Origin of the sequence: Pseudomonas sp. Pseusp88 (assembly GCF_047303955.1) — a bacterium.
Taxonomy (GTDB): Bacteria; Pseudomonadota; Gammaproteobacteria; order Pseudomonadales; family Pseudomonadaceae; genus Aquipseudomonas.
This window is the reverse complement of the sequence record NZ_JBGLYM010000006.1, coordinates 86,371-97,828: the sequence shown is the minus strand read 5'-3', so window position 1 is coordinate 97,828 and position 11,458 is coordinate 86,371. Positions and strand designations below refer to the sequence as shown.

General features: G+C 58.5%; 9 protein-coding genes. 2 read left to right on the top strand and 7 right to left on the bottom strand.

From position 1 onward, the window contains the following. Positions 1-18: 18 nt before the first annotated feature. The 6 genes from ACCD02_RS10400 to dapF all read right to left on the bottom strand — a co-directional run bounded on the left by ACCD02_RS10400 (position 19) and on the right by dapF (position 8,192). Positions 19-783: a thioesterase II family protein gene (locus ACCD02_RS10400; RefSeq protein WP_413301359.1), complete on the bottom strand. Its 765-nt coding sequence runs from the start codon at positions 781-783 to the stop codon at positions 19-21. 5 nt (positions 784-788) lie between these two features. Then, entirely contained in the window at positions 789-1,004 is a 216-nt protein-coding gene (locus tag ACCD02_RS10395) for an MbtH family protein (protein WP_413301034.1), read from the bottom strand. Positions 1,005-1,343: 339 nt separating this feature from the next. Beyond that, positions 1,344-2,342 carry a TauD/TfdA family dioxygenase gene (locus tag ACCD02_RS10390; protein WP_413301032.1) on the bottom strand — a complete coding sequence of 333 codons (999 nt, stop codon included), beginning with the start codon at positions 2,340-2,342 and terminating at the stop codon, positions 1,344-1,346. A gap of 597 nt (positions 2,343-2,939) precedes the next feature. Beyond that, the gene (locus ACCD02_RS10385; RefSeq protein ID WP_413301030.1) at positions 2,940-4,550 is read right to left on the bottom strand and encodes a methyl-accepting chemotaxis protein; all 1,611 of its coding nucleotides are present in this window, start codon (positions 4,548-4,550) and stop codon (positions 2,940-2,942) included. A 469-nt stretch (positions 4,551-5,019) separates the two neighbouring features. After that, positions 5,020-7,254: a WG repeat-containing protein gene (locus ACCD02_RS10380; protein WP_413301028.1), complete on the bottom strand. Its 2,235-nt coding sequence runs from the start codon at positions 7,252-7,254 to the stop codon at positions 5,020-5,022. Between the two features lie 122 nt (positions 7,255-7,376). Continuing rightward, positions 7,377-8,192, bottom strand: a complete 816-nt coding sequence (dapF, locus tag ACCD02_RS10375) for a diaminopimelate epimerase (protein ID WP_413301026.1) — start codon at positions 8,190-8,192, stop codon at positions 7,377-7,379. Between the two features lie 249 nt (positions 8,193-8,441). Here dapF and ACCD02_RS10370 point away from each other — a divergent pair, with 249 nt between their 5' ends. After that, positions 8,442-9,266: a class I SAM-dependent methyltransferase gene (locus ACCD02_RS10370; protein WP_413301024.1), complete on the top strand. Its 825-nt coding sequence runs from the start codon at positions 8,442-8,444 to the stop codon at positions 9,264-9,266. 59 nt (positions 9,267-9,325) lie between these two features. Here the strand turns inward: ACCD02_RS10370 and ACCD02_RS10365 are convergent, their stop codons facing one another. Then, entirely contained in the window at positions 9,326-10,276 is a 951-nt protein-coding gene (locus tag ACCD02_RS10365; RefSeq protein WP_413301022.1) for an alpha/beta fold hydrolase, read from the bottom strand. A 121-nt stretch (positions 10,277-10,397) separates the two neighbouring features. Between ACCD02_RS10365 and ACCD02_RS10360 the strand changes: the two genes are divergently transcribed. After that, positions 10,398-11,330 (top strand): LysR family transcriptional regulator, encoded by a 933-nt coding sequence (locus tag ACCD02_RS10360; protein ID WP_413301020.1) that lies wholly within the window; start codon positions 10,398-10,400, stop codon positions 11,328-11,330. Positions 11,331-11,458 lie beyond the last annotated feature (128 nt).

Genomic DNA, 11,458 nt, shown 5'->3' with positions numbered 1-11,458 from the left:
CAGCAGGCCGACTGAGGTTCAGGCCGGGTTGACCGGCGTAACGGAATGCTGCTCGACACGGGCGCTCGGGCTGCCCGGCGGGACTGCGCGCAGGGGCTCGAGAAACTGCTGCAGGGCCGTGAGCACGGCATCCTGCGCACTACCAATAAAAAAATGACCGCCATCGAACATCTGCACGGCAAAGGGCCCGCAGGTCTCGTGGCGCCAGGCCTGCAGCTGTTCGGCGCTGGCGATGTCATCATGGCCGGCCATTACCAGCAGTGGCACTTCAAGGGGTGCATGGACGCTATAAGTGTGACTGCCGCACAGCTGGAAGTCGGCACGCAGCACAGGCAGCACCAGCTCCAGCAATTGCGGGTTGTCGAATACGGCGGCCGGAGTACCGCCCAGCTCTTGCAAGCGCGCCACCAGGCGCTCGTCACTCAGCGGCATGGCCAGTTCTCGGTCGTCGCGCTGCGAGGGCGCTGCGGTACCGGACACGATCAGTGCCGCCGGCAAGCGACACTTGCGCTCCACCAGCGCCTGAACCACGTGCCAGCTCAGCAGGGCCCCCAGGCTGTGGCCGTACAGTACATACTGCGCGCCGTCTTCGACCTGGGCCGCCAGCTCTCCCGCCAGACGCCGACTCAACAGACCAATGTCGGTGTAGAGCGGGTCGGCATAACGCTGACCGCGACCCGGCAACTCCAGCGGACACACTTGCAGCCAGGAGGGCAAAAGGCATTGCCACTTGGCGTAAACCATGGCGCTGGCGCCCGAATACGGCAGGCAATACAGACGCATCGTGATCACTCGCCAGCCTGGGTTTGCATCGCCTGGCGCAGGCTCAACGGACGCATGTCCAGCCACACTCGCTCGACATAGTCCAGGCACTCTTGCTTGAGCCCGGCTTGGCCGGTATCACGCCAGCCGGCAGGCACATCTTTCCAGTGAGGCCACAACGAGTACTGCTCCTCTTCGTTGACCAGCACCTTGTATTGAGCGTCTTCGCGATCGAATGCCATGGGTGTTTCTCCTGTAGGAAAAGATGTACGCATTTTTCAGATATAACGGATCGCAACAGCGGATAATTAGTCATCCATTTCAACTGCCAGACTGCCTGCCACAGGCGCAGGCCGGCCTCGCTCGTACTGGCCTGCAACACGACATCGATCAGTTATTCAGGGAGGAAGGCCAGGCAGCACGGCAGCCAAAAGTCCGCCTTATGGCGCACTTTCAATAAGTGGCGTGTCGCCCAGCACCAGCGTCAGGCTGTCGACTGAGCGCGAGCACTGAGCAAGCGGCCATCCGGCGCAGGCATGGGTTGAAACGGGAAAATCGCGGACAGGCTCTCATCCCGCAAGTCATACGTCGGGGACGGAGCGTGGACGGTTGTCGCCGTAGCCTTCCGTCATCGCCACCACCACTTTGCGGGGCCCGGTGTAGGGTGCCCGGGAATGCGCGGTGAGCATGTTGTCGAGCATCAGCACATCGCCATTGGCCCACGGGAAGACAATCTCGCAATCGTTCAGTACACCGCGCACCTCGTCCAGCGCCGAACTTTCCAGCGGGCTGCCGTCGCCGTAATAGACGTTGCGCGGCAAATCTTCCTCGCCGACGGTATCGAGCAGCACTTCCTGCATGTCCGGGTCGAGGGCGCTTAAGTGAAACAGATGCGCCTGGTTGAACCACACCCAGTCGCTGGTGCGCGGGTGCTGGGCCACGCCCTGGCATTGTTGGCGGGTGCGCAATTCACCGTCGCTCTTCCATTCGCACTCGATGCCGCGCTGGCGGCAGTAGGCCTGCACCTGCGCCGGGTCCTCGGTGTTGAACACCTGCTGCCAGGCCACGTCCAGGCCATTGCCGTAATTGCGCACGTACATCAGACGCTTACGGGCAAAGCGTTCGCGCAAGGCCGGGTCGATGCGCCGGTAGACCTCGCGGCTGTCGGCGATGGGCGTCTGGCCACCGGTCTCGGCAGCCTGAGCGCAATAGAACCAGATACGCATCGGCCACTCGGTGGTGTAAGCCTGTTCGTTGTGCAGCGGGATCGAACGGTGCGCCGGGTACTCGGTGGAGGTGTACACCCCACCGGCCACCTGGCTGCGCGGCGTGGAGCCGAACTCGTAACTGAGCAACGGATGACCGAAAGATCCGGCGAACTGCTGGAAGCCCTCGATGCCGCCCGGGTCGAAGCCGCTGAAGAGAATCCCGCCATTGCGCTCCAGGAACGTCTGGGTCACCTCCCGCAGCAGGTGGGCGCAACTGGCCAGCGAAACACCGGGTTGTGTGGGCGATAAGCGCATGGGCAGGCCTTCTTCAAGCTGCAGCCAGGATGCATGCGCGATCATGCTGGTGTTCATGAACGGGTCCTCGGGATTGAGTCGCCCATGAAAAAGTATCGGGCGTTATAAAGAGAGGACGAACGTGCGGTCGAAAAATTTGGTTACTTGTAAATTTGCGGACAGGATGCGGCGGCTCTGGTTTGTGCTCGGCGATTTTCGTGCCCGCCCCAGACCGGGCTCAAGCCAATAATGCGGTGATCCAGCAAGCCTGCCCGAGATGGCTAGCAGCTAAGAAAGATCCGTGTTGCGCAGGTTGAGGCAAAGGGTGCCAAGAAGTGGCACGCGGTAAGGCGCTGTTGGAGACGGCATTTGCGGCAGCCTGGCCGTGATGAGGGGGTGCGATACGTTTTACGGTTCATAAATGACGTCGGTCCTGATCGGTTATGGGACTTGTCATTCTTTTGTGCCGCTGCTGCGTGATCCACATGCTATAGCGTACGTTCGGGGATCTTCCGATATCTGCGATTCAAAAATGTTGTTGAATGTACGAACCTCCTCGCGGGCAAGCCTCGCTCCTACGGGCGGTATCCGGTCAGTGGGTATTTGTCGTGCAGCACACCCTCATGTGGGAGCCAGCAAGCCGGCTCCCACGAAATGTCACGCCAAGACAATTACCTACAACACAAACCGGGAAACCGAAGTTTTCAGCTCCTGCGCCAGACGCTCCAGCGACTGCACATTGCTATTGGCCTGCCCCACCGATTCGGCCGTGGCTTCGACCATATTGGAAATACGCTCGATATTTTCCGCGACGCTGGCGCTGGCCAGGCTTTGTTCGGTGGTGGAGGTGGCGACTTCCCGGACCTGAACAAGGGTAGCGGAGGCTTCGCGGTTGATTTCACGCAGGGCGATGGCGGCTTTTTCGGCCATCTGCACCCCTTGCAATACCTGAGGGGTGACGGCGTTCATGCTGATCACCACGGAGCCGGTGTCGTTCTGGATGGAAGTGATCATGCTGGTGATTTCCTCCGTGGCCAGCGACGTGCGTTGCGCCAGGTTGCGGACTTCGTCGGCGACCACGGCAAAGCCACGGCCTTGTTCACCGGCGCGGGCAGCTTCAATGGCGGCGTTGAGGGCCAGCAGGTTGGTCTGGCTGGCGATGTTCTGGATGACCCCGGCGATGCTGTCGATCTCATGGGTGCGCTTGACCAGGCCCTCGATCATGTCCGAAGCCTCTTCGACCTTGATCGAAACCGCCTGGATGGCTTGAGCGGCATCGTTGACCAATTGTTCGCCGTCGGCGGCCAGTTGGGTGGAACTGGCGGAGTTCTTTTCGGTTTCCCCGGCGCTGTAGGAAATGTGCTCGATCGTCACGGACATTTCTTCGATGGCGGCCGCCGTAGCTGTGGTGGCGTCGGAGGTCTGCTGGGAGGCCGAGTCCAACTGATGCATCTGTCCGGACAAACCCACAGCCGCCTGGCCCAGCTCCAAGGCCCCCTGCTGGATGGAGTGGATCATCTCCCGCAGGTTTTTCTGCATCTGCGCCACACTGGTGAGCAGGCTGAGTTTACCGGCGCTATGGACAATCGTCTGGCTCAGGTCGCCATTGGTGATGCTGCCGACCACGCTGGCGGCATAAGAGGGTTCGCCACCCAGGCTGCTATAGATACTTTTGGAAATACGCCAGGCAACGATCACGACAGCAAGAATTACCACCAGACCGATAATGATGAAGTTAAATGCCAGTCGCCAGTAAGCCTTTTCGATATCAGAAACAAATACGCCAAAGCCGACAAACCAGTTCCAGTCTTGTATCTGTGTGACACCATTTATCTTCGGCGCCATTTCTCCAGTATCGGGGTTTTTGGTGAAGTCGTCGTAGTAATAGAACTTGGTCGTGGCCAGATTATCGATGTAATTCTGGATGCTGGTTTTGCCGTTGGCCGCTTTACCCATATCGATCTTGCCGACTTTGTCAGCGATGGCATGGACCAGGCCCATGCCGTCGATACCCCGTGCCCATACGTAGGCGTTGGAGCCGTTGCGCATGTTGGTAAGGGCTTCGATGGCTTTAGCCTGGGCTTCAGCGCGGCTGAGCTTGCCGCTTTTTTCCAGTGCCTGGAAGTAGCCGACCTGCTGCGCGGCAAGGCTGAGCACAGTGTGGATTTCGTTACGTTTGTCGTCCTGCATGGTGGAGTGCAGGGTGTTCAGGGCCAGGCCGCCGATGATCGCGAGGCCTAAAATTGCCGTCAATACCAGGATGATCAAGCGATGGGATAACTTCACGTCCGTCTCCAATAAAAGCCCTAAGTCAAATCCCTAAGGGGCGTTAGTTGTGTTTATTAGATAATGGCTATCGGCTATCGAGCGAAGGACTTTAGCTTTTGGATCCAAAGAAATATGAGTCACTAGTTCCAATTAGCCGAAGCCAACCCGAACGGCAACAGAACATGAAACGCAAGTGAAACTGTACTTGCGCTTAGATTAAAAAGTTGCATATGCAGCACCGTTTTCTGTCGGGAGGGTGTTCTCTCGGCTAAAGGCGCGTTCATCAAACACAACACAAATATCTGAATTGAAACGAGATTTGCAGGAACCGGCTTGCTGGCGATCGAGTGCGAAGCGCTCGCATAGCGTCAGCAATCGCCAGCAAGCCGGCTCCTACGGGTCTTGTGTTTGCTGCGCGACTGCGTGGCGCCTTGACGACGAGGTTGCTCCTGCAGAAACCGCATCGCTCTCGCTGTATTCGGCCGCCTTATTGCGCCCGAACCGCATCGGTAGCCTGACCGGCCTCGTCGCTATCCCCGTCGCTGCTCGAATCGGTTTCGATTTCGTAGCTGTTGATCTGCTGGCCATCGGCGTCATACACCAGTATTCGGCCCTCTTTCTCCGGGTCATAGATGCTGTACTGCGCCTCGTTAGTGTTGGCCGACACGCTGTAGGTGTTGTACCCGCCGAGCTTTTTGACCATCCGGTTCTGCTTGTCGATCAAGACCAGGCCGTCAAAGCCTTCTTCAGGCACGGCAGCGGCCAGCCGAGTCTGGAACGGGTTGATCGACAGGTAATTCAGCGGGACGGTCAGCGCACCCTGCATGTCGATAGCGCCAGAGCGCTCGCCCTTGCGCACCACGGCCATGCCGTTGGAGAACGGTTGCACGTCGTCGTAGGGCAGTTTGAAGGACAGGGTCTTGCCCTGCTTGTCGATAAAGGCAAAGGTCCGATTCTTACTGTTGTGCATCAACAGCGGTTGCTCGGCCGTGAAATCACCGATCACATCAAAACCTGTCGGATTGATTTTCTTACCGGTCAGGTCGTAAAGATCCCGATGTTTGTCGTCCGCTGAAGTCGCGTACAAAAAGCCTTCGTGCAGACGCACGCCGCCAAAACGCGGCGGCAGTATTTCCTTGCCGTCGAGGGTAAAGGCGCCGTAAGTCGGTTTGGACTCATAGGTTTTATCACCCAGCCGCGCCACCATGACATTGCCTTGTACTTGCGCGTTGACGAACTTCATCGGCACGGTGAAGGCCTGCTGCTTCATGCTGTAGATGCCGTAAGGGCCATTGGTGTTGCGCTGCACCAGCATCAGGTCATCGTTGATCTGCTCTTCGATCCCTTCAAAAGGCAACGCCTTGAAGTTGAGGGTGCCAGGTTGCAGGTAGTAGTACTTGACCAGCACCTCGGAGACTTCGTCGCTGATCGATCTTTTCCCGGTCACCACTCGATAAACCCCGGCGATATCCAAGTAATCGATGCCGATAAAAGTGGGTTTTATTTTCCAGGCGCCACTGGCATCGACGAAGCCGACCAGGCCGGTCTTCTGATCGTGGGCGATATAAAGATCCTGGGCAGGCAGTCGATTGGGCAGCGTCAGTTCGGTCTGGCTGACTTGCACCGGGTCATAGACGACTATCTCGACTTTAGTGGGCGTGACGTCATAGCGGTATTCCGCCTGAATATTCTTCAGGCTGCTCGCAGCGGGCTGGAGGCTGACCGCAAGTTTCTGCAGTTCATCCTGCAGGCTCTGGCTGTCGTGATACTGGCTGAAGTTGGCTTTTACCTTGAGCAGTGCGTCGTACAACTTACGCAGGCTGGCCATTTCTTCGTCGGAAGGCAGGGTGCTGGAATTGGAACTGCTGCTGCGCAGCCGCTTGCCTGTTTCGTCCAGCCCTTGCACGGCAAAGCTGTCTACCCTGGACGTAGAGATCATCAGCGAGGCGGCGTTATCTTGCAGCGAAGTCAGGCGATAGCGCTCGCTGCCCACCGTCACTTGCGGATGGTCCTTATCCAGCACGACCGTGTGATAACCGGCGTAGCTCTTATAGCTGATTTCTACGCTGATTTTATCGATGGGCTTGGCCGTATTCAGTTCGGCGTCGCTGCTGTAATAACCGGTTTCCTCATCATCGGCCTGCACCCTGGCCTGTACGGCCGAATAGTCCTGCTCGGAGCCATCACGGAAGTAAACGCGCTTGAAGCGATAACGCTCCACCGATTCATTATTGGAGGTCGCGGCCTGTTTCCAGATGGGATCCAGCGCCTGGGTATTCCATTTGGCCACCGAACCCGGCACATCGATCACCTGACGAAAATCAACGGCGCCGGGCGCAAGCGCAGCCAGGGCAGCTTCAACATCCTTGCCGGTGAAGGGCTTGATGGGCTCGTCATAAGCCGGTACGACTGCCAGTTGATTGGCGGACGTCTCTTTTGCCGGAGTGATCTTGAGGGTCAGGCTGCTCAACTGACTGAGCGCATTAAGGGAGTCGCGGGTATCGGCGATCAGGAAGTTCAGACGCTTCTGCGCCTCGGGCAGTGGCAGAGTGGCGATATCGTCCAGGCCGCCTTCATTGAGCTGATCGGGGCTGAAGTTTTCGCCGTCAATCAGGCCATCTGCCGAGCGGCCAGCCATGAAGGCGTACGTCAGCCCCCCTGCCAGCAACAGGCCGACGACCAGAGTCGACAGCAGGACGGTCCTTGTCTTGTTGGTTTGCATGGTAATAACTCTTGCGACACAGTCGGGTGGCAGACAGTGCTTGGTCCGGCCAGGCCTTTATGAGTTCCCCGGCCCGCCGCAATGAGCGAACCGATTGGCAGGAATCACGACTGGTTCCGCTTTCAGGCCCGCAGAAAATGCTCGGCGAGCACTCCGGACTGAATCAACTCGACCGCCCCGGTCAGAATCACGCCGCCACGACCGTCCCAGCTCACTTTCAACGCGCCCCCATCGCACTGCACCTCAACGGTGTCATCCAGCAGGCCACGGCGAATCCCGTTGACCACCGCACCGCAGCAGCACGAACCGGAGCCCATGGGAATACCACCGCCGCGCTCCCAGATGCGCAGACGAATATGGCCACGGTCGATAACCTGGACGAAATGCACATTGGTTTTTGCGGGAAACAGCGGATGGACTTCGATTTCAGCGCCCATCACCGCGATGTCGAGGCTGGCCAGATCATCGACAAAATACGTGCAGTGGGGATTACCCATGCTGCACGCCGTAGGGCTCGCGGGCAGGAGTAATAGCCGGGTGTCGGCGGCTTCGGCCAGGGGAATGTCCTGCCAGTCGAGCAGCGGCTTGCCCATGTCCACCGAGATGCGCTGATCGGCTTCGCGGTGACAGGTCAGCAGGCCGCGGTTGGTCCTGAGCACCACCGACGAAGTATCGGCCTCACGCATCAACAGATCGGCAACACCACGGGTCGCACTGCCGCAGGCATTGAGCAGGGTGCCGTCAGGGTTCCAGAACACCAGCTGCGCGGCGGCATCGTCGCAATCCAGAACCACTGCCAACTGATTGAAACCGATGCCGCGATGGCGGTTGCCCAGACGCCGGGCTATTTCAGCGGTGATCGGGTCCGCTTGACCGCGCCGGTCTACCACCATGAAGTCATCGCCATGGGCGTGCATCTTTATGAAACTAAGGGTCATACCTTGCCCTGCTGATGAAATGTCATTTCGCCAAACTCTATTGTGTGGGAGCCGGGCTTGCCCGCGAAAGCGATTCGTCAGACACAAAAAAGTATTGCCTGTACCGGCCTCTTCGCGGGCAAGCCACGCTCCCACAAATATCAATCACGCTATAGAACATTTGGTTCGGACAACCGCAGAAAATGTGTGATCCGCACCATTAAGCCCCGTGCTAACGTCGTCCGCACATGCACATTAGCCAGGACGATCATGAACCGTACGCTAGCGGCGTTGACCTTCGCCACCCTCCTCGCACCAACCTTCAGCCAGGCCGCCCCGGCCACCGCGCAAATCACCGACGAGCAATATGCCAGCGTACTGGCCGGGCCATGGCGCGCGCCGCAAAACAGCGTGCGTGACAGTTATCGCCATCCAGAGCAAACCCTGAAGTTCTTCGGCTTGCAGCATAACCAGACCGTGATCGAAATCACCCCCGGTGGCGGTTGGTACAGTGAAATTCTCGCTCCCCTGCTCAAGGATCACGGCCATTACATCGCCGCCCTGCAAGCGCCGTCCTCGGGTGACTATTACAAAAAATCCGCCGATGGCCTCAAGCAGAAGTTCAAGACCGACCCCGAACATTACGCCAAGGCCGGTTTTGTCGAGTTCGACCCCAAGGCGCCCGTCTTCGGCAAGCCGGGCTCGGCCGACCGCGTGCTGACTTTCCGCAATGTGCATAACTGGGTCATGGCCGATGACGCGCCGCAAATGTTCGCGGCGTTCTTCAAGGTGCTGAAACCGGGTGGCGTGCTCGGCGTAGTCGACCACCGCGCCAAGGACGGCGCCGATCTTGAGAGCATCAAGCAAAGTGGCTACCTGCCTACCGATTACGTGGTGAAACTGGCCACCGATGCTGGCTTCAAGCTGCAAGACCAGAGCGAAATCAACGCCAACCCCAAGGACACCAAGGACTACCCCGGCGGCGTCTGGACCTTGCCGCCGTCACTGAAACTGGGGGATCAGGACCGGGCCAAATATGTCGCGATTGGCGAGTCGGACCGGCTGACGTTGCGGTTTGTCAAACCGGGCAAGTAAAGCCAACACTGCAAGTCTCTGTGGGAGCGAATAAATTCGCTCTCACAACAGTGTCAATCTCAGTGAGTCTTGGCAACCGTACGATCCAGGAACCGATGGATCTCGTTGCCAATGGCCTCGACATCGGTTTCCAGCGCAAAGTGGCCGGTGTTGTAGAAGTGCACTTCGGCCTTGGCATCGTCACGCTTGAACGCCGTGGCACCGGCCGGCAGGAAGAACGGATCGTTCTTGCCCCATACGGCCAACAGCGGCGGCTGGTACTTGCGGAAATAGGCCTGGAACTCCGGATAGCGCTTGACGTTGTTGGCATAGTCGCCGAACAGATCCAGCTGGATTTCGTCATTGCCAGGGCGAGCGACAAAGGCAGCATCAAGCGTATAGGACTCAGGGGCGACGCTGTCGGGGTTGGTCACACCGTGGGTGTATTGCCACTTGATCGACTCAGGCTTGAGCAACTCACGCAAGGCGTTGCGATTCTCGGCAGTCGGGTCTTTCCAGTAGCGCTGGATCGGGTTCCAGCCTTCGCTCAAGCCTTCTTCGTAAGCATTACCGTTCTGGCTGATGATCGCCGTGATTCGCTCCGGGTGCGCCACTGCCAGGCGCCAACCGACCGGCGCGCCGTAGTCAAAGACTTCAATCGCATAACGCTTGAGCGACAGCGCTTCGGTAAAGCCGTCCATGGTTTCTGCCAGGTTGTCGAAGGTATAGGCATATTGCGCACGATCCGGGCTGTCGGAGAAACCGAAGCCAGGCATGTCCGGGGCAATGACGTGGTAACGGTCGGCCAGTTTCGGAATCAGCTCGCGATACATGAACGACGACGTCGGGAAGCCGTGCAGCAGCAGAACGGTTGGCGCCTTGGGATCACCGGCTTCGCGGTAGAAAATCTTCACCCCCTGCACCTGCACGGTGTGATGGCTGACCACGGGTTGCGCCTCGGCAGCCTGTGCGTTCGAACCGATCAGCGCGGTCGCCAGTACTGAGGCTGCCAACAGTTTGTTAATAGACATGGGTTATTTCCTTTCAAGGTTTGAGCTGCCATCAGCTCCTTGAACGAAATAATGCCGTCTTTCACATATAAAGATAATTCACTAATATTGAGAACCATACTGCCAATAAATGGAAGAATCCATGGATCGCTTCGAGGCCATGTCACTGTTGGTCATGGTCACGGAGAAAGGCAGCCTGTCGGCAGTCAGCCGTGCCTTGCACGTGCCGCTACCCACACTCAGCCGCAAGCTCTCCGACCTGGAAACATTGCTCGGCACACGCCTGCTGATCAGGACTACCCGCAAACTGACCCTGACTGACGCAGGCGTAGCCTACGTCGCCGCAGCGCGGCGCATTCTGGAGCAAGTGGAAGACGCCGAACGCGAGGCGGCGGGTGAGTTCAAGGAGCCCAAGGGTGAATTGGTACTGACCGCCCCGGTATTGTTCGGGCGGTTGCATGTGCTGCCGGTAGTGACGGACTTTCTCGAGCAGTTCCCCGAGATCAACGTGCGCCTGGTACTGGCCGATCATAATATTCATCTGGTCGACGACCACGTGGACATGGCCGTGCGCATCGGCAGACTGCCTGACAGCAGCATGGTGGCCACACGGATTGGCGTGATGCGCTCAGTGATGTGCGCAAGCCCCGCATTGCTGGCTAAATACGGCGAACCCCAGACCCCGCAGGCGCTGGAAGGGCTGCCCTGCGTCAAGGTGGAAACCCCGCTGCCGGCAATGAACTGGCATTTTCCACTACCGGATTCGACGCACACCATCGAAGTGCCAATCCGCCCGCGTCTGCTGGTCTCCACCGCCGAAGCGGTGATGCAAGCGGCCGTGCGCGGCGTCGGCGTGACCCGGCTTTTGCATTATCAGGTGGCGGATGCGGTAGAAAACGGCAGCTTGCGGATCATTCTGCGCAAGTTCGAACCGGAACCGATGCCGATCAGCCTGGTGCATGCATCGCGGGGATTCATGCCGTTGAAGATGCGCCGGTTCATTGATTTCGCCTTGCCGCGTTTGCGCGAGGGGCTGGACAGGCTAACGGCTTCGAAGGACATCTCTGCGCAATAACCCATTCCTGTGATTGCGAATTCTGTGGGGCCAAATTGTGTGCGAATTCATTCGCGAAGAGGCCGGTACATTCAACGCATTTTCAGCGATTCAAATACCGCATTCGCGAATGAACTCGCTCCCACAGA

Bases quoted from the DNA above. Each gene is read 5' to 3' on its own strand.
- ACCD02_RS10400 (WP_413301359.1), bottom strand. From the start codon at position 783: ATGCGTCTGTATTGCCTGCCGTATTCGGGCGCCAGCGCCATGGTTTAC.
- ACCD02_RS10395 (WP_413301034.1), bottom strand. From the start codon at position 1,004: ATGGCATTCGATCGCGAAGACGCTCAATACAAGGTGCTGGTCAACGAA.
- ACCD02_RS10390 (WP_413301032.1), bottom strand. From the start codon at position 2,342: ATGAACACCAGCATGATCGCGCATGCATCCTGGCTGCAGCTTGAAGAA.
- ACCD02_RS10380 (WP_413301028.1), bottom strand. From the start codon at position 7,254: ATGCAAACCAACAAGACAAGGACCGTCCTGCTGTCGACTCTGGTCGTC.
- dapF (WP_413301026.1), bottom strand. From the start codon at position 8,192: ATGACCCTTAGTTTCATAAAGATGCACGCCCATGGCGATGACTTCATG.
- ACCD02_RS10370 (WP_413301024.1), top strand. From the start codon at position 8,442: ATGAACCGTACGCTAGCGGCGTTGACCTTCGCCACCCTCCTCGCACCA.
- ACCD02_RS10365 (WP_413301022.1), bottom strand. From the start codon at position 10,276: ATGTCTATTAACAAACTGTTGGCAGCCTCAGTACTGGCGACCGCGCTG.
- ACCD02_RS10360 (WP_413301020.1), top strand. From the start codon at position 10,398: ATGGATCGCTTCGAGGCCATGTCACTGTTGGTCATGGTCACGGAGAAA.